19 protein-coding genes are annotated in these 21,668 nt (G+C 68.4%); 8 read left to right on the top strand and 11 right to left on the bottom strand.

Annotated features, from left to right (window positions below):
• The first annotated feature begins 263 nt into the window (after positions 1–263).
• Positions 264–1,454 (top strand): pyridoxal-phosphate dependent enzyme, encoded by a 1,191-nt coding sequence (locus tag CH42_RS13145; protein WP_053353667.1) that lies wholly within the window; start codon positions 264–266, stop codon positions 1,452–1,454.
• Entirely contained in the window at positions 1,451–2,632 is a 1,182-nt protein-coding gene (locus tag CH42_RS13140) for a MalY/PatB family protein (RefSeq protein WP_053353666.1), read from the top strand. Before CH42_RS13145 ends, CH42_RS13140 begins: the two co-directional genes overlap by 4 nt.
• Positions 2,633–2,710: 78 nt before the next feature.
• Here CH42_RS13140 and CH42_RS13135 read toward each other — a convergent pair whose 3' ends face one another.
• The 7 genes from CH42_RS13135 to CH42_RS13105 all read right to left on the bottom strand — a co-directional run bounded on the left by CH42_RS13135 (position 2,711) and on the right by CH42_RS13105 (position 10,737).
• A complete protein-coding gene (locus CH42_RS13135) occupies positions 2,711–3,703 on the bottom strand; it encodes a PLP-dependent cysteine synthase family protein (protein ID WP_053353665.1) in 993 nt (330 codons plus the stop codon).
• Between the two features lie 185 nt (positions 3,704–3,888).
• Positions 3,889–5,289 carry a M20/M25/M40 family metallo-hydrolase gene (locus tag CH42_RS13130; RefSeq protein ID WP_075205393.1) on the bottom strand — a complete coding sequence of 467 codons (1,401 nt, stop codon included), beginning with the start codon at positions 5,287–5,289 and terminating at the stop codon, positions 3,889–3,891.
• A gap of 151 nt (positions 5,290–5,440) precedes the next feature.
• Positions 5,441–6,859 (bottom strand): amino acid permease, encoded by a 1,419-nt coding sequence (locus CH42_RS13125; protein WP_082309444.1) that lies wholly within the window; start codon positions 6,857–6,859, stop codon positions 5,441–5,443.
• Positions 6,856–7,971 (bottom strand): histidinol-phosphate transaminase, encoded by a 1,116-nt coding sequence (gene hisC / locus CH42_RS13120; RefSeq protein WP_053353664.1) that lies wholly within the window; start codon positions 7,969–7,971, stop codon positions 6,856–6,858. The genes CH42_RS13125 and hisC overlap by 4 nt, the downstream gene beginning before the upstream one ends.
• A gap of 146 nt (positions 7,972–8,117) precedes the next feature.
• On the bottom strand, positions 8,118–8,606 hold the full coding sequence (locus tag CH42_RS13115) for an Lrp/AsnC family transcriptional regulator (protein WP_053353663.1): 489 nt from the start codon (positions 8,604–8,606) through the stop codon (positions 8,118–8,120).
• A 65-nt stretch (positions 8,607–8,671) separates the two neighbouring features.
• Entirely contained in the window at positions 8,672–9,712 is a 1,041-nt protein-coding gene (locus CH42_RS13110) for an LLM class flavin-dependent oxidoreductase (RefSeq protein ID WP_053353662.1), read from the bottom strand.
• Entirely contained in the window at positions 9,709–10,737 is a 1,029-nt protein-coding gene (locus tag CH42_RS13105; protein WP_053353661.1) for an LLM class flavin-dependent oxidoreductase, read from the bottom strand. The genes CH42_RS13110 and CH42_RS13105 overlap by 4 nt, the downstream gene beginning before the upstream one ends.
• A gap of 169 nt (positions 10,738–10,906) precedes the next feature.
• On the opposite strand from CH42_RS13105, the gene CH42_RS13100 reads away from it, so the two are divergent.
• Complete coding sequence (locus CH42_RS13100) at positions 10,907–12,079, top strand: AAA family ATPase (RefSeq protein ID WP_053353660.1); 1,173 nt, start codon at positions 10,907–10,909, stop codon at positions 12,077–12,079.
• Entirely contained in the window at positions 12,076–12,711 is a 636-nt protein-coding gene (locus tag CH42_RS13095) for a Pr6Pr family membrane protein (RefSeq protein ID WP_239684058.1), read from the top strand. Before CH42_RS13100 ends, CH42_RS13095 begins: the two co-directional genes overlap by 4 nt.
• 390 nt (positions 12,712–13,101) lie before the next feature.
• Here the strand turns inward: CH42_RS13095 and CH42_RS13090 are convergent, their stop codons facing one another.
• Entirely contained in the window at positions 13,102–13,911 is an 810-nt protein-coding gene (locus CH42_RS13090; RefSeq protein ID WP_156322564.1) for a hypothetical protein, read from the bottom strand.
• A 305-nt stretch (positions 13,912–14,216) separates the two neighbouring features.
• Between CH42_RS13090 and CH42_RS13085 the strand changes: the two genes are divergently transcribed.
• The 4 genes from CH42_RS13085 to CH42_RS13070 all read left to right on the top strand — a co-directional run bounded on the left by CH42_RS13085 (position 14,217) and on the right by CH42_RS13070 (position 18,995).
• Entirely contained in the window at positions 14,217–14,429 is a 213-nt protein-coding gene (locus CH42_RS13085; RefSeq protein WP_053353657.1) for a heavy-metal-associated domain-containing protein, read from the top strand.
• 2 nt (positions 14,430–14,431) lie between these two features.
• Positions 14,432–16,678 carry a heavy metal translocating P-type ATPase gene (locus CH42_RS13080; RefSeq protein WP_053353656.1) on the top strand — a complete coding sequence of 749 codons (2,247 nt, stop codon included), beginning with the start codon at positions 14,432–14,434 and terminating at the stop codon, positions 16,676–16,678.
• A 122-nt stretch (positions 16,679–16,800) separates the two neighbouring features.
• Positions 16,801–17,985, top strand: a complete 1,185-nt coding sequence (locus CH42_RS13075) for a MarP family serine protease (protein ID WP_053353655.1) — start codon at positions 16,801–16,803, stop codon at positions 17,983–17,985.
• Positions 17,986–18,071: 86 nt separating this feature from the next.
• Positions 18,072–18,995 (top strand): ankyrin repeat domain-containing protein, encoded by a 924-nt coding sequence (locus CH42_RS13070; RefSeq protein ID WP_053353654.1) that lies wholly within the window; start codon positions 18,072–18,074, stop codon positions 18,993–18,995.
• 34 nt (positions 18,996–19,029) lie between these two features.
• On the opposite strand, the gene CH42_RS16615 is transcribed toward CH42_RS13070, so the two are convergent.
• The 3 genes from CH42_RS16615 to CH42_RS13055 all read right to left on the bottom strand — a co-directional run bounded on the left by CH42_RS16615 (position 19,030) and on the right by CH42_RS13055 (position 21,640).
• On the bottom strand, positions 19,030–19,680 hold the full coding sequence (locus CH42_RS16615; RefSeq protein ID WP_053353653.1) for a GntR family transcriptional regulator: 651 nt from the start codon (positions 19,678–19,680) through the stop codon (positions 19,030–19,032).
• 62 nt (positions 19,681–19,742) lie between these two features.
• On the bottom strand, positions 19,743–20,969 hold the full coding sequence (locus CH42_RS13060; RefSeq protein ID WP_204374551.1) for a sensor histidine kinase: 1,227 nt from the start codon (positions 20,967–20,969) through the stop codon (positions 19,743–19,745).
• Positions 20,966–21,640 carry a response regulator transcription factor gene (locus CH42_RS13055; RefSeq protein WP_053353652.1) on the bottom strand — a complete coding sequence of 225 codons (675 nt, stop codon included), beginning with the start codon at positions 21,638–21,640 and terminating at the stop codon, positions 20,966–20,968. Before CH42_RS13055 ends, CH42_RS13060 begins: the two co-directional genes overlap by 4 nt.
• Between the last annotated feature and the right edge of the window lie 28 nt (positions 21,641–21,668).

Here is a 21,668-nt window from a genome sequence, read left to right as displayed (position 1 = left end):
TCCGACTCCAGGCGGCCGGTTCCATTCGACGCGACGGCGGGATTCGAACCCGCTACTCCTCGGTATGACCCGCGCACCGGAACCATCCGGATCGCCGCGATGATGTCGAGGTTAGACGGGCCCCCAAGTTCGCGGGCGAGCATGACCGTTCGTGACGGTGTGCGACGCCGTGTGACGCGAGCGCCGCAGCACTCCGGCGATTGTCGATGGCGCTCAGTAGCATCGTGCGCACGTCCCCGCGCTCACCTGAACGGAGTTCTCGCATGACCGAATCGCTCTCGCGGCACCCGTTCGTGCTGGTGCCGGATCACCGGGCCGTCGATACGCTGCTCGAACCCTGGTTCGCGGCGGCGACCGACCCGGCCCTGCCGCACCTGCGCCGGCATCGCGAGCCACTCGTGTTCGGCCCCACCCCGGTGCACCGGCTCGATCGGCTGCGCGAGGCGCTCGGGGGCGGGCCGCGCCTCTGGATTAAACGCGACGATCAGACCGGCCTCGCCCTCGGCGGCAACAAGGCGCGCAAACTCGAGTACCTCGTCGCCGAGGCGCGCGCGGCGGGCGCCGACACCCTCGTGACGGTCGGCGCAGTGCAGTCGAATCATGCCCGGCAGACCGCTGCGGCGGCAGCTCGCGCCGGCCTCGACGCGCTGCTCGTGCTGCGCGTGCCGGCCGGCATCTCGGTGGGGCGTCGCCGCTCGGGCAACGTGCTGCTCAACGAGCTGCTCGGCGCCGCGGTCGAGTACGTCGACGAGACCCCCGAAGACCCGCACCCCGAGCGCGCTGCCGCTGCAGCAGCACTCGAGCGACTGCGCGCGGCCGGGCGCACCCCGTTCTTCATTCCGAGCGGCGGGTCGACCTCGACCGGCGCACTCGGCTACGTCGAGTCGTTTGCCGAGATCGCCGCGCTCGCTGGGCGCGGCCTCACATTCCACGAGATCGTGGTCGCGTCGGGCAGTGGCGGCACCCAGGCCGGGCTTCTGGCCGGGCGCGAGCTGTTTCCGGAGGCGGGCCGGCCTCGCGTGCACGGTGTCGCCGTGTCGCCCGGCGCTCCCGAGCTCGCGGCCGGGGTCGAGGCGCACCGCGACGAGGTGCTCGCTCGCTTCGGTGCGGGTGCTGGTGCGGCTGTCGCTGGCTCTACCGCTGCGAGCGTGGAGGTACCGTCGACAGACCCGGCGATCCTGAGCCCCGATCAGGTGGGCGACGCCTACGGAGCGCTGACGCCTGCCGCCATCGAGGCGATCGAGTTGTTCGCGCGCACCGAGGGCGTGCTCCTCGATCCGGTGTACACGGCGAAGGCGGCCGCCGCGCTCGTCGCCGGGGTGCGCGCAGGGGCGCACCCCGGCGATGCCGACGTGCTGTTTCTGCACACCGGCGGGGCTCCCGGGCTCTTCGCGTACGCCGAAGATCTGCCCCGCGCGAGCCTCGCGCCCGTCGATACCGGAGCGGGCGCGTGAGCGAGACGTTCGCCGCGTTCGAGCAGCTCACCGCCAACGAGCTCCTCGCGCGCGGCTCCTCGAAGTGGACCACCCACCCCGGAGCGATCGGATCGTTCATCGCCGAGAGTGACTTCGGCACCGCCCCCGCCGTCACCCGGGTGCTGCAGGAGCGCGTCGCGCACGGCACGCTCGGCTACTCGACGAAGCGCGAGAAAGAACTCGTCGCCGAATCCCTGTCTCGGTGGCTGCAGCACCGGCACGGCTGGGAGGTGCCGACAGAGCAGATCGGCGTGCTGCCCGAGGTGCTCACCGCCCTTGAGATCACGCTCGATCACTACACCGAACCCGGCACCCCCGTCGTCGTGCCAACTCCGAACTACATGCCGTTCTTCACACTGCTGCGCGATCACGGTCGCGAGGTCATCGAGACGCCACTGCTGCAGCGCGACGACACCTGGGAGTTTGACTACGAGCGCATCGACGACGCCTTCGCAGCGGGCGCGCGCCTGCTGATCCTCGTGAACCCGGCGAACCCCACCGGCACGGTGTTCACCCGCGAACAGCTCCTGCCGCTCGTCGACATCGTCGAGCGGCACGGCGGGCGCGTGTGGGCCGATGAGATCCACGCCCCCATCATCTACGACGGGCGTGAGCACATTCCTTACGCCACCCTGTCACCCGAAGCGGCCGCGCACACCATCACCGCGACCTCCGCATCCAAGGGGTGGAACATTCCGGGCATCAAGTGCTCGCAGGTCATCTTCTCGAACCCTGCCGACGCGAAGGCTTGGCCGCAGATCGGGAGGTGGCCGTCGCACACCACCGGCCATCTGGGCGTGCTCGGCACGATCGCCGCATTTGACGAGGGTCGCGACTGGCTCGACGACCTCGTGACCCACCTCCAGGGGCATCGCGACCGCTTCACCCGGCTCGCGGCCGAGCACCTGCCACTCGCCCGTCTCGTGCCGGCGCAGGCGACCTACCTCGGCTGGCTCGACCTCCGCACCTACGAGGTGCGCGAGAGTCTGCAGCGGCTGCTGCTGCGCGACGCGAACGTGGCCGCGACCGACGGCCGGCATTGCGGGCGCGATTTCCGGGGCTTCCTGCGCCTCAACTTCGCGACGCCGGGCGCGATCCTCGACGACACTTTCGCGCGCATCGCGGCCGCGCTCCCCGCGGGGCCCGCACCTCCATGAATGACTCACCCATCCCCACACCCCACGTGCTGCTTGCGCAGAGGGGATGGGTGAGAACCTGAGGTCGACCGGCTCGGGTTACCCGAACACTCCGGCCGACAAATATCGCTCACCCGTGTCCGGGATCACCGCGACGATCGTCTTCCGCGCGTACTCGGGGAGGCGCGCGAGGCGCAGCGCCACAGTGAGCGTCGCACCGGCCGACGAGCCGACGAAGAGCCCCTCTTCGCGCAGCACGGTGCGCGCGGTCGCATACGCCTCCTCGGCCTCGACCTGCTGAATCTCGTCAGGCACGGTCGCGTCGTAGTTCGGGGGCAGCTGATCTTCGTCGAGCCCCTCGACCTGGTGCACCCCGTCGATCTCGGCGGGGTGGGTCTGCTCCTCGCTCGGCAGCGACGCCTCCCCCGGCTCCGCGACCACCACGCGAACGGAGGGGTTCTGCTCTTTCAAGTACCGACCGGCGCCCGAGACGGTGCCCCCGGTGCCGACACCGGCGACGAACACGTCGATCTCACCGCGGGTATCGCGCCAGATCTCTGGCCCCGTCGTCTCGTAGTGGGTCTGCGGATTGACCGGGTTCGAGAGCTGGTTCGTGATGTATGCGTCCGGGTTCTCTTGCTCGATTTTCTCGAACAGTTCGGCGAGCCCATCGGGGTCGATGAAGATGCCGTTCGACACCGAGACGAGTTCGACGCCGAGCGCCTCCAAAATCTTGCGCTTGTCGGGGCTCGTGTTGTCGCCGAGGGTGAACTTCGTCGGGTAGCCGCGCGCGGCGGCGATGGCGGCGAGCGCGATCCCGGTGTTGCCACTCGTGATGTCGACGATCGTCTTCCCCGGCCGCAGATCGCCCTGAGCCTCGGCATCGCGAACGATGGCCCACGCGATGCGGTCCTTCACACTCGACAACGGGTTGAAGAATTCGACCTTCGCCAGAATGCGCGCCTGCGCTCCCCCGCGCTCGGCGAAGCGATGCAGTTCGAGCAGTGGCGTGTTTCCGATGAGCTCCGTGATGTCGTGCGCGATCGGGCTGGCGACGGTGTCAACGGAATCGGCGGTCTCGATCGCGGTCATCTGTGCTCCTCACGGTGTGCCCCGCGGGGCTCCGCGGTGGGCCCACACTACGAGGCCTCGCCCAGGCCCCGCGAGCGTCGGCGTCACGCGGATTCACGCGGCGTCACACCCGGCAACATCATGAATCGTGATGAACGCGGGGCCATCCGCAGGGCGCCGCCATCGACATCGCCCGGCACCCGCACCTACGCGTCGCGCAGCAGATCGGCGGTCACGCGCGCGCAGAAGTGGATCGCGCTGACCGGCACGTGCTCGTCGGCGGCGTGGAACTGCCCGTACACGTCGAAGTCGAGGGGCACGCGCAGCGGGAAGAATCCGTAGCCGGCGATGCCGATCGATGAGAAGTGCTTGTTGTCGGTGCTCGCGGGCAGCAGGTAGGGCACGGCGACGGCAGCCGGATCCTGCACCGCAAGCGCCGCGCGAATCGCGCCGACGAGCGGGCCGACGACCGGTGCCGTGTTCGCCGGCCACCACGGCCCTTCCGTCACCTCGACGTCGGGTCCGGCGAGTTCGGCCAGACGCGCCCGCACCTCGTCGCCCTGCCCGGGTGCGATGCGGATGTCGAGCTGCGCCTGCGCGATGCCGGGAATGATGTTCACCTTCGATCCGGCCTGCAGCACGGTCGGCGTCGCGGTGCTGCGTGAGCTGGCCGCGACGGTCTCACCCACGAACCCGAGCTCGGCGAGTGCCCGCGTCAGCCCGTCTTCGGTCGCGGTCGCTTCGCCGGCGATGCCAAACGCCTCCAGAAACGCCTCGAGCGCCTCGCTCCGCACGAGCGGAAAACGGTACTCGCCGATGCGCGTCACCGCGCGGGCCAGAGCCAGCACGGCGTGGTCGGGTTCGGGGCGCGAACCGTGACCGGCGCGGCTGCGCGCGGTGAGCGTCGCCGATGCGACGCCCTTCTCGCCTACGGCCACGAGGTACGCACGCCGGGCGTCACCCGACGCAACTGCACCGCTCGCGTCGCGCACGGGCAGCGGTGCAGAGAACCCGCCGACTTCGCCCACCGACTCGGTGACCCCGGCGAACAGTTCTGGGCGGTGCTGCACCAGCCATCCGGCGCCCCAGCGGCCGCCGTTCTCTTCGTCGGCCAGGAACGCGACGACCAGGTCGCGCCGCGGCCGGATCCCCTCACGTGCGAAGTGCCGCAGCACCGCGACGACGGCGCCGCCGAACGGCTTCATGTCGACGGCTCCGCGCCCGTAGAGCATGCCGTCGTGAATCTCGGCGCCGAACGGCGGGTGCGTCCAGTCTTGCCCCACGACCGGCACGACGTCGTGGTGGGCGTGCACAAGCAGCGCACCCGCCGTCGGGTCCGTGCCCGGAATGCGCACGACGAACGATCCGCGACCGGACTTCGGCTCGATGAGCTCGCCCGCGATACCGACTTCGGCGAGGCGGTCGCGAATGAACTCGGCGGCGCGAGTCTCGCCGTCGCCGATCGTCGACGGGTCACCGGTGTTGACGCTGTCGATGCGAATCAGCTCGCGCGCATACTCCAGCGCCTCGGCTTCGAGGGTGGAAGGTGCGGCAGGCTGAGCGGGCTCGGTGGCCTGCGGTTCTGCCTGGTGTTCGGACGTCGTCATGCGCGGGGTCCTTTCGCTCGGGGCACTCTCATTCTGGCAACCGACGAGCACGGCCGGTCGTGCGGGCGTCACACGGAGAGATGCGACACCGGCACGATCGGCCGAGACGGTGCCGGATCACCCGGCGCCGGGGCGCCGCCGCGCACACACGCTACGCAGCGGGCTCCGACACCCGCCCGCCCCGCTGCGTCAGCGCCGCGATGACGGCGAGCAGCGCCGTGAGCCCGAAGGTCAGCAGCAGCTGGGTGCGCGCTGCGGTATCGAACATCACGAGCACCATGACCGCGAGCAGCAGCGCGAGCGTCGTGTACGACAGCCACGGGAACCCCCAGAAATGGATAGGCAGTTCGCGGCCCTCGCGATCGGCCCGGCGTCGCAGCACGATCTGCGACACCGCGATGGACGTCCACACGATGAGCAGCGTCGACCCGACCACGTTGAGCAGCGCCGGCAGCACCGCGTCGGGCCACGCCCAGTTGAGGCCGACGGTGACGAAGCTGAACAGCACCGACCCCGAGACGGCAGCCCACGGCACCCCGTTGCGCGTGATCGAGCGCACGACCCGCGGAGCCATGCCGCGCTCGCCGAGCGAGAACGCCATGCGCGAGGCCCCGTAGATGTTGGCGTTCATCGCCGAGAGCAGGGCCACCACCACGATGATCGACATCGCGAGGTCGACGCCGGGCAGTTTGAGTGCGCCGAGCACGGCGGCGAACGGCCCCGATTGCACGGCGGCGTCGTCCCAGGGCAGCACGGACACGATGACAAAGATGGAACCGATGTAGAAGATCAGGATGCGCACCATGACGGAGCGCATCGTGCGACGGATGTTGCCGCTCGGGTCTTCGGATTCGGCCGCCGCGATCGACACGACCTCGGTGCCGCCGAAGGCGAACATCACGATGAGCAGCGCGCCGGCGATGCCGACGAAGCCGGTCGGTGCGAAGCCGCCGTGGGCGACGAGATTCTGCAGGCCGAGCGGCTCATTTCCGGGAAGCAGGCCGACGATCGCGAGGATGCCGACGACGAGAAAGAGAAGGATCGCGCCGACCTTGATGAACGCGAACCAGTACTCGAACTTGCCGTAGTTCGCGACGCCCAGCAGGTTGATGGTGGTGAGCGCCACGATGAAGACGAGCACCCATACCCACTGCGGCACCACCGGGAACCAGGCGGCCACGATTGCCGCGGCGCCCGTCGCTTCGGCGGCGATGACGACGACGAGCTGGATCCAGTACAGCCACCCCACGGTCGCCCCCGCGGTGCGCCCGAGCGCCCGGTGCGCGAAGGTGCTGAACGCCCCTGAGCTCGGGTACGCCGCCACCTGCTCGGCGAGCATCGCCATGACGAGCACCACGATGATGCCGGCGACGATGTAGCTGATCAGCACGGCGGGGCCGGCGATGTTGATCGCGCTGCCCGAGCCGACGAACAGGCCGGCGCCGATGGCGCCGCCGAGGCCCATCATGGAGACTTGGCGCCTCGTGAGCGTGGTGCGCAGCGTTCCCGTGTCGAGGAACTCGCGGTCGTCCGCCTCCGTTGCCCGAACGCCGAGATCCTGCGCGCTCATCGCGCCACCGCCTCGGCGTCGAGCTGCGCTGCAGCGTCCTGACTCTTCGTGCCTGCCGGCGCGAGCGCGGCGAGCACCCGATCCGTGTCGCTGGGGATGCCACACGAGATGCGCACCCCCTCGCCCGGAAAGACGCGCGCAATGACGCCGCCCGACTCGAGCAGGTCACCGATTTCTTCGGGTGTGCGCCCGTTCGTGGCCCCGGCCGCGACCCACACGAAGTTCGCCTGCGAGCGCGCCGGGTCGTAGCCCCAGGCGTCGAGCGCCACGAAGAGCCGCTCGCGCTGGTCGGTCACCTCGGTGATGCGCGCGGCGAGCTCCTCCTCGGCCGCGAGCGATGCGACTGCGGCCGCCTGCGCGAGATTCGTCACGCCGAACGGCACGGCCACTTTGCGCAGCTCCTCGGCGATCTCGACGGGCGAAACCGCGTATCCGATGCGCAGGCCGGCCAGCCCGTAAGCCTTGGAGAACGTATGCAGTACGGCGACGTGCGGAAACTCGCAGAACAGCTCGAGCCCATTCGCCCGGTTCGGGGTGCGATCGAAGTGCACGTACGCTTCGTCGATCACCACGAGTACGTCGCGCGGCACCGCGTCGACGAACGCGCGCAGCGCCTCCGCCGGAACGACGGTGCCGGTCGGGTTGTTGGGGTTGCAGACGAAGATGAGGCGCGTGCGCGGGGTGATGGCGGCGAGCATCGCGTCGAGGTCGTGGCGCGCGTGCGCGTCGAGCGGCACCTCGACGGGCGTCGCGCCTGCGATGCGCACGAGCGACGGGTAGGCCTCGAAGGATCGCCACGCGAAGACGACCTCATCGCCCTCGCCCGCAGTGGCGTGGATCAGCTGCGACGCGACCTCGACGGATCCGGCACCGACGGTCACGCTCTCGACGGGCACCCCGTGCCGCTCGGCGAGTGCGTCGCGCACCGCGCTCGCGCCCATATCGGGGTAGATCTGCACCCGATCGAGCTCCGCTGCGACAGCCGCTACGACAGAGGGCAGCGGCGGGTGCGGGGACTCATTGGACGACAGCTTGCTGGCGCCTGCGGGGGCCGGTCGCCCCTGGCGATATGGCGGCACTGCGGCGAGGCTCGTACGACGATGTAGCGACATGATTCTCCTGTGAACATGAGCGGTCGGATGCGACCAAACACACGTTAGGGAATCGCAGAGCGCTAGACAATCGCACTCATTTTGACTGTACGTGTTGTGCAGAAATGTCGCCGCGACGCCGCTTTCACCTCACAACTTGTGCAGTATTACGCAGATGGCGCGCTCGATGACTGCGGCGCGCTGTGCACGAGCGGGAGCGTGCGGTTGGTGAAATGAGTCGCGAGCGCGATGCGCGTGGAGACGCGAATCACCCCGTCGGTGTTCGAGATGAGGTCGAGCACGCGTTGCAGATCGATGGTGGATCGCGACACGAACGACGCCATCATGTCGAAGTCACCGGTGATCGTGTGCAGTTCCGTGATCTCGGGAATGCGCGCGAGCCCCTCGGCAATGGTGGTGTGGCTCACGTCTTGCCGCACCTGGATCGTGCAGAAGGTGCGGAGCACGAAGCCGAGCGCGGAAGGGTCGATCGAGGGCGCCTCCGACGAGATCACGCCACTGGCACGCAGCTTGTCGAGCCGACTCTGCACCGTCGCGCGCGCTACCCCGAGTCGCCGCGCGCTCTCGATCACTGAGATGCCGGTGTCGGTGCACAGCAGCGTAATCAGGCGCACGTCAAGCGAGTCGATGTTCATCGGCACCATCATAGATCTGGCGCGCCTGCCTCACGCGACGAGCGAGAACGCGGATGTCGCGTGCGTCAGATCACTCTTTCGGCCGCCGGCGTCCACCCCAGTGCGGGCCCGAGTCGCGTGGCGAGGGTCTCGACGAGGTGCTTCCAATCGGCGAACTCGAACTCGAACGGCAGATGCACCTGATAGTCGTCGGCGCGCTGGAACGAGGCGTCGGCGCGAATCTCGTCGACGAGCTCGTCGACCGTGCCGATGAGGTCGTTCGAGATGATCGTCTTCGCGCCGTGCACCCGGCCGACCCGATGCGCGCGACCTGCGATGTACTCGCGGTACTTCGCGACCTGGCTGGGCGTGGCCCGGTCGAGGGGCAGAATCACCCGAGACACGTTGACCCGCGCCGCGTCGCCGAGGGGGTGCGCCGCACGAAAGGCATCGATCTGCAGACTCTGCTCGCGCGCGAAGTCGGTGCCGCCGTCGTGCGTCGATGAGATGTTGCCGAGCAGCAACTGGAAACCCGCTTCGCCGGCCCAGGTCACCGACTCGAGCGATCCTGCGCCGTACCAGAGGCGGCTCGCAAGACCCGGGCTGTGCGGTTCCACGCGCGGGGAATCGATGTCGCCACCGAAGCCGCCGTACGCGGCGACCTCGCGCACGGGTGCCCCCGAAACGAGCGACCGCAGCAGTTCCACTCGACCGCGGCCGTAGTCTTCGACGCGCCAACCGGCGTCATGCACCAGGTCGTTGACGGCGTCGGCATACCCCGGGGCGTGCAGGCTGAAGCCGGGATGCAACCGCCCGCCCGAGAGCACGTCGGCAGTGCCCAGGTCTTCAGCAAGGCGGAACGGGTTCTCGAACTCGAGCGGCGTCACCGCGGTGCCGAGGCCGATGCGCGACGTCGCCTGCGAGAGCGCACCGAAGTACACCGTGGAGGCGCCGAGCCCGGTCTGCAGGTGCCGCGTGCGCAGCCAACCGTCGTCGAGCCCGACCGATTCGGCGATCGTGAACAGTTTGATCCCGTCGGCGAACGCTGCCGCCGGGGTCGTGTGCGAGAACGGGACGAGGTGATTGAAGCTCAGGCGCTGCAGCGGGCGCGGGGCGACGGCGGTCATGCCGCCGGGCTCCAGCCGAGGGCGGGGCCGATGCGGGTCGCGAGCTGGTGCAGGATCTGCTTCCAGTCGTCCAGCCCGAACTCGAACGGCAATTCGAACAGGTAGTCGTCGGCCGCCTGGAACGCGATGTCGTGCTCGATGAAGTCGACGATCTCGTCAAGCGAGCCGAGCACGTCGAGCGCGATGATGGTGTTCTTACCGTGCACCTGTTTCGTGCGCGGGGTGCGCGCCTCGGCGTAGGCGCGGTATTTCGCCGCCTGCTCGGGGGTGGCGCCGTCGGTCGGCACGATGACGCGCGCAACGGAGACCCGAGCGTCATCACCACGCGGGCTCGCCGCACGGAACGCGTCGATCTGATTGCGCTGCGCCTGCGAGAAGTCGGTGACGCCGTTCTCGGTCGAGCTGATGTTGCTCACGAGCCAGTTGAGGTCGGCCTGCCCGGCCCACTCTGCCGAACGCAACGATCCGCCGCCGTACCAGAGGCGCTCCGTTAGCCCCGCACTGAAGGGCTCGACCCGCGGCGAATCGAAGTCGCCGCCGATGCCGGTGTACGCCTCGACCTCGCGCACCGCGTCACCCGCGAGGAACGACCGCAGCCGCTCGATGCGACCGTACCCGTAATCCTCTTCGCGCCACCCGGAGTCGTGCACGAGGTCGTTCACGGCGTCGTCACCCGGCTTGGGCGGGTGCACGCTCAGCCCCGCGTGCACGCGGCCGCCCGAGAGCACGTCGGCGGTCGCGAGGTCTTCGGCGAGGCGGAACGGGTTCTCGTGCCCGACCGGAATCACCGCCGTACCGAGGGCGATCCGCTCGGTCGCCTGCGACAGCGCACCGAAGAAGACCGCCGGCGACGGGAGTCCGCGCTGCAGATGGCGGGTGCGCACCCACCCGCCATCGAGTCCGAGCTCCTCGGCATAGCGGAAGAGCTCGATCGCGTCGCGGAACCCACCCTCCGGCGCATCCGCGTCGAATGGAACGAGATGGATGAAGCCAAGATGCCGCAGCGGCCGGCGTGCAGTGGTCATGGGGTGCTCCTTCGGATCGACCGGGCGTCGTCACAGCCGACGCGGTACTCAGCGTATGAAACGCCGCGCGGCTTCTCCCATTCCCGAATGGATGTGTGACCTCCCGTGACGCAGGGGCGACGATTCGGGATCACCGCACATTGTCGGCGGCAACTGTCAGAATGCCCGCATGCTCTCCACCTTCGCCGTCGCCGGGTACCGGTCGCTGGTCGACGTCATCGTGCCGCTCTCTCAGCTCACGGTCGTCTCCGGCGCCAACGGCACCGGAAAGTCGAATCTGTATCGCGCGCTTCGGCTGCTCGCCGCGGCCGGGGAGGGCCGCATCGTCGGGGCCATTGCGCGCGAGGGCGGTCTCGAGAGCGCGCTCTGGGCGGGCCCGGAGGTGCCGGGCGGGCAGGGCGGCCCGCGCTCGCGGCCCATATCGCTGCGTCTCGGGTACAGCTCGGACGAGTACGGCTACCTCACCGACCTCGGTTTGCCGCAGGTCGACCCCCAGCGCAGCTTTTTCCGGCAAGACCCGGAGGTGAAGCGTGAGCAAGTCTTCGTGGGCCCGTTCGCACGGCCGGCCTCCGTGCTGGTCGACCGCACGCGCGCTGCGGTGCGCGTGCGCGACAACGACATCGGTTGGCGTGCGCTGCCGCAGACGCTCGGCCCCGGTCAAAGCGTGCTGCTCGATCTCGAAGACGCGACCGCGCTGCCCGACACCCTGCGCGTGCGGCACCGCATGGCGCAGTGGCGCTTCTACGATCACTTCCGCACCGATCCCGAAGCCCCCTCACGCGCACCGCAGGTGGGCACGCGCACACGGTGGCTCAGCGACGACGGCTCCGATCTCGCTGCCGTGTGGGCGACCGCGATCGAATCGGGGCAAGATCGCGACCTGAACGGGGCCGTCGCAGACGCATTCCCCGGCTCACGTGTTTCCGTCGAGGTGTCGCACGGCGTCTTTCGCATGCAACTCGAGCAGCCGGGCCTGCTGCGCCCGATGGCCACGGCTGAGCTTTCAGACGGCACGCTGCGCTACCTACTGCTGTGCGCGGCGCTGCTGCCGGCTGACCCGCCGCCCCTCATCGTCGTCAACGAGCCCGAAGCGTCCTTGCACGAAAGCCTGATTCCGGCCCTCGGGCAGCTCATCGCGACGGCCGCTCGGCGCACGCAAGTGATCGTCGTCACCCACTCACGCGTGCTGCAGCGCTCGCTTGCTGAGGCAGGCATTGGTGCGGCATCCGCGGCCGGCGGTGAGGCACTATCGATGATCGAACTGACCTCAGACGGCCTGGGCACTCGGGTCGCCGGGCAGGGGCTGCTCGATGTGCCCCGCTGGGAATGGCCGAAACGGTGACTGGAGCCAGCACCCGAATCGCGTGGGCGCGCCTCACGATCGGCACCGTAGTCATCCTGGTTCTCGCCTACACGTATGCGCTCGGCACGGGTGGGGTCAACCCGTTCGACTTCTTGGGCTACTTCACCAACCTGACGAACCTGTTCACCGCCATCGTGCTGATAACGACCGGGCTCCTGACATTGGGGCGCCCCGCGGGGCCCGCACCGCTCTGGTTGCGCACAGCTCGTGGTGTCGCCGTCGCGTGCATGCTCATCGTCGGCGTGATCTACAACGTGGTGGTGCCGGGCACCGGCTCGGCGCCACCCTGGGTCAGCGTGACGCTGCATATCGTTATGCCGGCGATCGTGCTGCTCGACTGGGTCTGTGTCGGCGATCGCGGCGTGCTGCCGTGGCGACACGGGTGGGCGGTGTTGCCGTACCCGCTGCTCTGGCTCGGCGTGGTGCTCGTGCGCGGTGCAACCGACGGCTGGGTGCCCTACGGCTTTCTGCTGCCCGCACGCGGAGCGGGCGCGCTGGCGGCCACGTGCGTCGGGCTGCTCGTCGCGCTGGCGGTGAGCGGTGCCGGCGTGTGGGGGCTGAGCCGATTCGGCGGGACGATCTGCCGCGCTCCGCGCGATGCCTTGCAGTGAAACGCCAACTCAGTGGACGTCGATGCGTCACGTATCGTCGTCCAGGTGCGAGTGAGGGTGCGTGCACCCTCACTCGCACCTCTCACCGCCGAGCTACTCCGACTTGTGATCGAACTCAGCCCGCTTACGACGGAATACGCTTCCCATCGCAATGACTGCTCCACCCACGACCAAACCCATGAGCGCACCCAGGAGGGAGCCTCCGACCATCGCGTCAGAAGCTTTGGGCCCAAGAACACACACATACGCCACCCAGCAGGCAACCGGAATTGTGGCAACAATTGCGCCGGATATCTTCGGGAGCAATCGAGATGTTGCTCCGCAGATCATTCCCAGTAGAAAACCGAACAGGATCATCAGGTGCCTTTCACACGAGTCATTCAAGCGGACTTAGCACTTCGGAAACGTCGGCCACCATCCACCAATTGCAGGGGGAACCGCAACGATATGAGCAGTCAAACATTTGCCTCCCGCAAGGTTTGCAGCGCTAATTGCAGCAAGTGTTCCGCAGCCAATCGAGAACGCCTTTCCTGCCGGGTGCTTTGACTTGCTCAGAAGTGTTGCGCAAGCTCCGACGGTGCTTGTCACAGTGATTGACTCTGACTTGTTGAAGATGATCTTGTAGTACCCCGGGAACACCTGCACTCGAGGGTCAGCGACGACCGGAAAAGCCGTACTTTCTGTGACGTCGACGTCCTGAATCAGTCGATCACCTTCGACGCGGTAACTCGTCGCCACCTCGTTTCCATTCGCATCGACCGCCCACGGAGCATCAATGCCTCCGAGGAAGTTGCCCTCGGAATCAGCGATGGACACACGCCCGTCAGGCAAGACAAACAGGTCGGCCCCGTCGAAGCCCCAGGATGGGGTCTCAGAGCCATCGGTAAGTACTGCGGTGAATCGGGTGCTCGTCTCGTCAAGAGTCTGGGCCGTGTACACAGTGTCACCAGTCGTCTCCTCCGGCGACATCGTGATTTCCCCGACTTCGTGAACGTCATCAGCGTCAACGATTTCGAGTTGCCCCTCCGCGTCGACGTGGTTCTCACCCAGCGCTGCGAATTCAGCAGCCTCAACCAGCGTGGTGACATCTTCGACCGATGTCAGGTCGAGCTCCGCTTGGGCAAATGCCGGTGTAAAGCTGCTCAGCACCAAAGTCGCAGTAGCTGCGGAACCTGCGATTACAGATCGAATTCTCGACATTGAGATTTCCTACCTGGCCGCCATTGGCCATTGTTGATTGAATCAGGAACGCCAGACTAAAGCACAAGAACCCTAAAACACAAAAATATTAATAAGGGTGCGTTTTTCCTTATCGCCCGCGAAAAAGGGCTCCCACTCAGATCGCCGCCAAATCTCGGCGCGCATGAGCCACGCCAATCACCACCTTTACCCAGACCCCAGGTCAACAGCCAGAGCATCGCGACCCCTTGAAAGATACCCCCCATGGGTATATGGTGGCAGCGATGGAACACCTCCATCGTGCACCACAGCGAAGGGCGACACTCATGACCACCACCGAATTCACCGTCACCGGCATGACCTGCGGGCACTGTGAGCGCGCGGTGCGATCCGAGGTCTCCGAAATCACCGGGGTCACTGAGGTCACCGTCAGCGCATCCACCGGACACCTCGCCGTCACCACCACCGAAGGCCCCGTCGATGCAGCCGCAGTGCTCGCCGCCGTCGAAGAGGCCGGGTACACCGCGCAGGCGGCCTGATCATGCCGTCGACCACGCACCCCTACGAACTCGAGATCGGGGGCATGACCTGCGCATCCTGCGCCATGCGCATCGAGAAGAAGCTGAACAAGCTCGACGGGGTCGAGGCGACGGTCAACTACGCCACCGAGAAGGCTCGCGTACAGGTGCCCGCGGACTTCGATCCCGCGCTGCTCATCGCCGAAGTCGAGAAGACCGGCTACACCGCAGCACTCCCGAAGCCGCCGGCCCCCGAATCCGCTGAACAGTCCGCCGAGCAGCCAGACCCCGAACTCACGGCGCTGCGCCACCGACTCATCGGCGCGATTGTGCTGTCGGTCCCGGTGATCCTGCTCGCCATGATTCCTGCTCTGCAGTTCACCTACTGGCAGTGGGCATCGCTCGCGCTCGCCTCGCCCGTCATCGTCTGGGGTGCCTGGCCGTTCCACCGCGCCGCCTGGATCAACCTGCGCCACGGCGCCGCCACCATGGACACCCTGGTGTCGGTCGGCACGTCAGCCGCCTACCTGTGGTCGCTCTACGCGCTCTTCTTCGGCATGGCGGGCATGCCCGGCATGGTGCACGCGTTCGAATTCACCGTGCAGCCGAGCGACGGGGCGAACAACATCTACCTCGAGGTCGCGGCCGGGGTCACGATGTTTCTGCTCGCGGGCCGCTACTTCGAACAGCGCTCGAAGCGCCAAGCCGGCGCCGCGCTGCGGGCCCTGCTCGAGCTCGGCGCGAAAGACGTCGCCCTGCTGCGCGATGGCGTCGAGACCTCCATCGGCATCGGCGACCTCGCCGTCGGCGACACCTTCGTGGTGCGCCCCGGCGAGAAGATCGCCACCGACGGCGTCATCGTTTCGGGTCACTCCGCGATCGACGCCTCCATGCTCACCGGCGAATCCGTACCCGTCGAGGCGGCCCCGGGCGACACCGTGACCGGCGCAACCGTGAACACGAGCGGTCGCCTCGTCGTGCGCGCCACGCGCGTCGGCTCGGACACGCAGCTCGCACAGATGGCCCGCCTGGTCGAAGACGCGCAGTCGGGCAAGGCCGAGGTGCAGCGTCTGGCCGATCGCATCTCGGGCGTCTTCGTACCCATCGTGCTCGTCATCGCGATCGGCACGCTCGTGACCTGGTTCGCGCTCGGTTTCCCGGCGGCGAGCGCGTTCACGGCCGCCGTTGCGGTGCTCATCATCGCCTGCCCGTGCGCGCTGGGGCTCGCCACCCCGACGGCGCTGCTCGTCGGCACCGGGCGCGGGGCGCAGATCGGCGTGCTCATCACCGGCCCCGAGGTGCTCGAGTCGACCCGCCGCGTCGACACCGTCGTGCTCGACAAGACCGGCACGGTGACCACCGGTCGCATGTCACTCGCCGACGTCATCCCCGGCGCGGGCACCGATCGCGCCGAGCTGCTGCGCCTCGCCGGCGCGCTCGAAGATGCCTCAGAGCACCCGATCGCCCAGGCCATCGCGGCCGGTGCGACGTCCGAGCTCGGGGCAGTGCTCCCGCCCGTCGAGGGTTTCCAGAACCTGGAGGGCCTCGGCGTCAGCGGCGTCGTCGACGGGCACGCAGTGCTCGTCGGTCGGCGCGCGCTCATGGAGAGCTGGGCAATCACCCCCGATGCGACACTCGTCGAGGCGATGGCGACTGCCGAGAGCGCCGGCCGCACCGCCGTGCTCGTGGCATGGGACGGCGAGGTGCGCGGCGTCCTCTCCGTTGCCGACGCGGTGAAGCCGACGAGCGCCGAGGCGATCCGCCAGCTCACCGATCTCGGCCTCACGCCGATGCTGCTCACCGGCGACCACCGCACGGTGGCCGAACAGATCGCCGCCGAAGTGGGCATCACCGAGGTGATCGCCGAAGTGCTGCCGCGAGACAAGGCCGACGTGATCTCGCGGCTGCAACGCGAGGGTCGGGTTGTGGCGATGGTGGGCGACGGCGTCAACGATTCGGCAGCGCTCGCGCAGGCCGATCTCGGGCTCGCCATGGGCACGGGCACGGACGCCGCGATCGAGGCCTCCGACATCACGCTCGTGCGCGGCGACCTGCGCAGCGCGGCCGACGCGATTCGGCTCTCGCGGCGCACGCTTTCTACGATCAAGGTCAACCTGTTCTGGGCCTTCGCCTACAACGTCGCCGCGATTCCGCTCGCCGCACTCGGTCTGCTGAACCCGATGCTCGCCGGGGCAGCCATGGCATTCTCGAGCGTCTTCGTGGTGGGCAACAGCCTGCGCCTGCGCTCGTTCCGCAGCCGGGCGGTGTAGTCAGCTTCCTCCCGGAAGACCGACGTTCTCACATCGAGCCTGCGCCGCCCTCCCAGGCCCGCTCGCTACAGTTCCGGGAAGCACCGGGCGGCGGGCCCGTGCACGACCGCCCAGGAGACCCGATGCTTCCGATCGCTGACATCATCATGCTGGTGGTGCTGATCGCTGCCACGATCTCGGGCTTCCGCTCCGGCTTCTTCTCGGTGCTCGGCGCGCTCGCCGGGCTCGTCGTCGGGGCCGCGCTGTCGCCCTGGCTACTGCCCATCATTGCGCGCGAGATCCCCGAGAACGCGTGGCGCAGTGCGGCCGTAGTCGGCTCAGCGGTGCTGCTGCTCGCGGTCGGGGCCGGGCTCGGGTCGCTGGTCGGGTCGTGGTTCAGGCGCGGTGCGGATCGCCTCAAGCTCCGCTTCGCCGAACGCCTGCTCGGTGGGGCGCTCGGCCTCGTCGCATCGGTCGTCGCGGTCTCGCTGATCGGCGCCGGCATCGCCTCGTCGGGGGTACCCGTGGTGTCTTCGGCAGTCGCGTCTTCATCGGTGCTGCGCACACTGCAGCAGTGGACGCCGGCACCCCTGACTGACGCGGCCGCACGCTTGCAGGCTGCGGTGCTCGACGACACGGTGATCCCGACCGTCGATGCCCTGCTCGATGGCGACCTCGGCGTCTCCCCCGACGTCGCCGCCATCGACACCGATGACCCCGCGCTCGCGCAGGCCGCGCAGTCGGTCGCGCGCATTTCAGGCGTCGCGTACGGGTGCTCGACGATGCCGACCGGCACGGGGTTCGTCGTCGCGGAGGATCGCGTGGTCACGAACGCGCACGTCGTCGCCGGCGTCGACACCCCGCTGGTCGAACTGCCGGGGGAACCCGCCCGAGACGGGCAGGTCGTGTACTTCGATCCCATCGACGACCTCGCCGTCATCGCCGTCGACGTCGATGCCGCGCCGCTGCCCATCGATGACACGTTGGTTCCCGGCAGTGCCGGCGCCGTCGAGGGCTACCCCTACGGCGGGCCGTTCACGACCGTGGCGGCCGGCGTGCTGGCGACGCGCGACGCTCCGATCGCCGATATCTACAACTCGAGCACGTCGCCGCGTTCGATTCACGTGCTCTCGGCAAATGTGCGCCCCGGCAACTCGGGGGGCCCGCTGCTCACTGCCGAGGGCGGGGTCGCGGGTGTCGTCTTCGCGCGCGATACGCAGCGCGAGAACGTGGGATACGCGATGACCGTCGCCGAGCTGCTGCCGGTGCTCGCCACGCTCGACTCGGCCACCTCGCCCGTCTCGACCGGCGCCTGCATTCCGGGCTGACGTCGGGGAGCGGCCTGCTCCTTGCACGATCGCAGTTCAACCGATCGGTTGACGCACCTCGCTCCCGGGGTTTCTACCGTGGAATCATGCCTGCTCCCAGCCGATTCCCCGCCCGCCTCACCTCCACGATCGCCGCAGCCGCGATTGCCGCGATCGCCCTCTCGGGGTGCGCCCCCGAGCCCGAGGCTCTGGTTGATCCGACTCCCACGAGCGAAACGAGCACCCCGCCCGCGACCTCGACTGCTGCACCCGAACCCACCCCCGACCCCGCACCCGAGGTACGCGCAGACCTGCAGGGCCTCAGCACCGCTGAACTGAACACCCGTCTCATCGCAGCGGCGTGGGCCAACGACGTCGCCGAGGCAACCGACCTGATCACCGCCGGCGCCGATGTGAACGCGCAAGACGAGACCGTGCAGAGCGCCTACCTGATCGCGACGAGCGAGGGGTACGACGATCTGCTCGCGCTGACGCTGGCGCACGGCGCAGACCTCGCGAGTCTCGATTCGTACCACGGCACCGGGCTCATTCGCGCGGCGGAGCGCGGGCACACCACCGTCGTCGGCACCCTCATTCAGCAGGGCATCAGCATCGACCACATCAACAACTACGGCTACGTCGCCCTGCACGAAGCGCTCATTTACGCGAAGCCCGATCAGGTGCAGCAGTACCAAGACACGGCGCGCGTGCTCATCGCTGCAGGTGCCGACCTCAGCATCGCGACCGGCAACACCGGCCAGACCCCCTCGATGCTCGCCGAGCAGTACAGGCTCGGCCGTCAGGCGTCGCTCATCGCGCGCGCCATTCACTCCCCGATTCCGGGCGCCGAAGCGCAGGCGATGCTCTTCCGGGCCGCCTCGACCGGCGACCCCGATCTCACGGCGCTCGCGCTGCGCGCCGGCGCTGCCATTTCAACACCCGACACCAACGGCCAGACCGCGCTCGCACTCGCAGCCGCGAACAACCACCCGGTCACCATCACGCTGCTCGCCGCACTCGGCGCGCAGTAGGCAGCGCATCAGCCGGGTCGGTGCCGAGCAAGCGCTACTCGACCGCGATGAAGTGCATCTGTTCGATGAGTCGCTGCGCGGCAACCGCGTCGCGCATGTCGATCGCATCGCTCAGCGCGGCAGCGGTGTCGCGCAGGCGCTCCCACTCGATGAGCTGCCCGGTGACCGTGATGCTGAGGTGAAATCCCAGCGAGATGACCGACTCACCGACGATGCGGCGCAGGGTCGCGTTCGGGCAGAGCTCAACGAGCATCTCGTGCAGCCGCTGCAGTGCAGGTATTGTTCGATCCGCGTCTTCGGACGCCGCCGCCCGGCCGACCTCGCCGATTCGGCTCTGCAGGTGTGCTCGCGCCTCGCGATCGATCACGGGCACGACGAGTCCGATGACTCCGGCCGAGAGCGCGCCGACCGCCTGAATCTCTTCGATCGCGAGATCCGGGTCGGGCAGCACCACTCGGGTGTGACGCTGCGCCTCGGTTTCGATCAGCCCTGCAGCGGTAAGCAGCGCGATGGATTCGCGAATCGGGGTGCGAGACACACCGAGCCACTCCTGCAGCGCCGCATCGTCAAGACGCTCCCCGGGCGTAAACGTGCCGTCGAGAATCGCCGCCTTCAGCGAGTCGTACGCCTTGCCGCGCAGGGTGCGTCGTTTCTTCGTCGGCGTCAGGGGGACGGGAACCGGCATGGCACACCCTTCTCGAACTTATGTCAGTGAAATTTGGATATGGCAATGGTAACGCCGACCGTCTACGAACTCAGGTTGGGAAATTTCACTTTCACTTCGAGACCCCCGCCCGGGAGGGCGCGTGCGGAGACGGTCGCGCGATGCGCTCGAGTGATCGACGCGACGATCGCGAGCCCGAGCCCCGCACCCTCGCCGGGGCGGTGCTGGCGCGGATGCAGTCGACGGAACGGCTCGAAGAGGCCCTCCACGAGCGCGGGGTCGATCTCGGCACCCGTGTTCGAAACCACAAGTGATGCGCCGGCGGTCGTCGATCCGGCCGGCACCAGCGTCACCGACACCGACCCGTCGACCTCCCGGTTGTAGGAGATCGCGTTCTCGACGAGGTTGCGCGCGAGGTGCTTCAGCAGCACAGCGTCACCGACCACCTGCGTCGGGCCCGCGGGGGCGGATACCGTCAGCGCGATGCCGCGATCGGCGGCGAGCGGAGCAGCCTCAGCGGCCACGCCGCGCACCACTTCGTCAAGCGGCACGGGCTTCTCGTGCTGCAAACCTTGATCGCTCGAGGCGAGCAGCAGCAACCCTTCGAGCAGCTGCTCGTTGTCGACCGCGGCGTGGATCAGCTTCTCGCGGATACGCGCCACCTTCTCGGGCGTCGGGTCGGCGAGCCCGATCTCGGCGGCACTGCGCTGCACGGCGAGCTGCGTGCGCAGTTCGTGCGCGGCATTCGCGACGAAGCGCTGCTGCGACCCGACGAGCGTGTCGATGCGGTCGAGTAGTTCGTCGAAGGTATCGGCGAGCTGCTTCAACTCGCCGGGCGGGGCGTCGAGCTCGATGCGACGCGAGAGGTCGGTGACCGCCATCGAGCGGGCGGCGCTCGCCATCTGGCCGACGGGCTTGAGCACGCGCCCGGCGAGCCACCAGGCGAGCCACATCGAGAGCGCGCCGAGCACCACGAGCAGCGCGATCGCGGTGATGAGGTACTGATTGAGCACGGCTTGCGTGGCGACCCCCGAAATGTCTCGCGTCGCCGAGAACTCCCCCGGCCCGGTGCCGAGCACCTCGTCGCTGTCGGTCGGCAACGGTTGCGCCGCCGCCGACTCTGAGGGGTCGATCAGCGCAACGGATCCAGCGGGATCATCGAGCGCGACGAAGATCGCATCGGGGAGCGATGAGCGGAAGACTACGTACATCGAGACGACGAGGATCGCGCAGACGGCGATCAGCAGCCCGCCGTAGACAAGGGTGAGCTTGCCGCGTTCGCCGAAGGCGGCCCCTCGCACCCGTTTCACGATGGCTCCTCGTCGACCACCATGCGGTACCCAACCGCGGGCACGGTTTCGATGACTGCGGGTTCGCCGAGCTTCTTGCGCAGCTTGCTCATCGTGATGCGCACGGCGTTGGTGTCGTAGCTGGTGCCCGACTCCCACACCTGCTCGATAAGGTCTTCGTTGCTCACCACCCCGCCGTCGGCGCGAGCGAGTGCCTCGAGCACCGCGAACTCCTTGGGCGAGAGCTGCAGCTGCCTGCCGGCACGGGCGGCAGATCGTGCGACCGTGTCGACGGAGACGTCGCCGCGGCGCAGCGTCGGCGGCTGCGCGGGGTGCACCCGTCGCCCGAGCGCGAGCACGCGTGCGAGCAACTCTTGGTGCGCGAACGGCTTCGAGAGATAGTCGTCGGCGCCGAGCGCGAGCCCGCCGACGCGATCCTGAATGGACGTCGCCGCCGTCAGCATGAGCACGCGAGTGAGCAACCGCTCATCGATGATCCACCGGCAGACATCATCGCCGCGCAACCCGGGGAGGTCGCGATCGAGCACGGCGACGTCGTACTCGCCGAGTTGCAGCATCCGCTTCGCCGCAAGACCGTCGTGGGCGACGTCAACCGCAATCGCGGCGGCGCGCAGCCCCTCGGCGATCATCTCCGCCAGAAACTCCTCGTCTTCCACCACCAGTACGCGCATGGCCCCATTCTCGCCGGTGGGGGTGTGT

The organism is Leucobacter musarum subsp. musarum (assembly GCF_001273845.1).
Taxonomy (GTDB): Bacteria; Actinomycetota; Actinomycetes; order Actinomycetales; family Microbacteriaceae; genus Leucobacter; species Leucobacter musarum.
The sequence above is the reverse complement of the archived record's forward strand: the minus strand, read 5'-3'. Positions and strand labels throughout refer to the sequence as shown.

Excerpts from the sequence above, each read along its gene's own strand:
- CH42_RS13145 (WP_053353667.1), top strand. The coding sequence starts at position 264 with ATGACCGAATCGCTCTCGCGGCACCCGTTCGTGCTGGTGCCGGATCAC.
- CH42_RS13135 (WP_053353665.1), bottom strand. The coding sequence starts at position 3,703 with ATGACCGCGATCGAGACCGCCGATTCCGTTGACACCGTCGCCAGCCCG.
- CH42_RS13130 (WP_075205393.1), bottom strand. The coding sequence starts at position 5,289 with ATGACGACGTCCGAACACCAGGCAGAACCGCAGGCCACCGAGCCCGCT.
- CH42_RS13125 (WP_082309444.1), bottom strand. The coding sequence starts at position 6,859 with ATGAGCGCGCAGGATCTCGGCGTTCGGGCAACGGAGGCGGACGACCGC.
- hisC (WP_053353664.1), bottom strand. The coding sequence starts at position 7,971 with ATGTCGCTACATCGTCGTACGAGCCTCGCCGCAGTGCCGCCATATCGC.
- CH42_RS13115 (WP_053353663.1), bottom strand. The coding sequence starts at position 8,606 with ATGAACATCGACTCGCTTGACGTGCGCCTGATTACGCTGCTGTGCACC.
- CH42_RS13110 (WP_053353662.1), bottom strand. The coding sequence starts at position 9,712 with ATGACCGCCGTCGCCCCGCGCCCGCTGCAGCGCCTGAGCTTCAATCAC.
- CH42_RS13105 (WP_053353661.1), bottom strand. The coding sequence starts at position 10,737 with ATGACCACTGCACGCCGGCCGCTGCGGCATCTTGGCTTCATCCATCTC.
- CH42_RS13100 (WP_053353660.1), top strand. The coding sequence starts at position 10,907 with ATGCTCTCCACCTTCGCCGTCGCCGGGTACCGGTCGCTGGTCGACGTC.
- CH42_RS13090 (WP_156322564.1), bottom strand. The coding sequence starts at position 13,911 with ATGTCGAGAATTCGATCTGTAATCGCAGGTTCCGCAGCTACTGCGACT.
- CH42_RS13085 (WP_053353657.1), top strand. The coding sequence starts at position 14,217 with ATGACCACCACCGAATTCACCGTCACCGGCATGACCTGCGGGCACTGT.
- CH42_RS13080 (WP_053353656.1), top strand. The coding sequence starts at position 14,432 with ATGCCGTCGACCACGCACCCCTACGAACTCGAGATCGGGGGCATGACC.
- CH42_RS13075 (WP_053353655.1), top strand. The coding sequence starts at position 16,801 with ATGCTTCCGATCGCTGACATCATCATGCTGGTGGTGCTGATCGCTGCC.
- CH42_RS13070 (WP_053353654.1), top strand. The coding sequence starts at position 18,072 with ATGCCTGCTCCCAGCCGATTCCCCGCCCGCCTCACCTCCACGATCGCC.
- CH42_RS16615 (WP_053353653.1), bottom strand. The coding sequence starts at position 19,680 with ATGCCGGTTCCCGTCCCCCTGACGCCGACGAAGAAACGACGCACCCTG.
- CH42_RS13055 (WP_053353652.1), bottom strand. The coding sequence starts at position 21,640 with ATGCGCGTACTGGTGGTGGAAGACGAGGAGTTTCTGGCGGAGATGATC.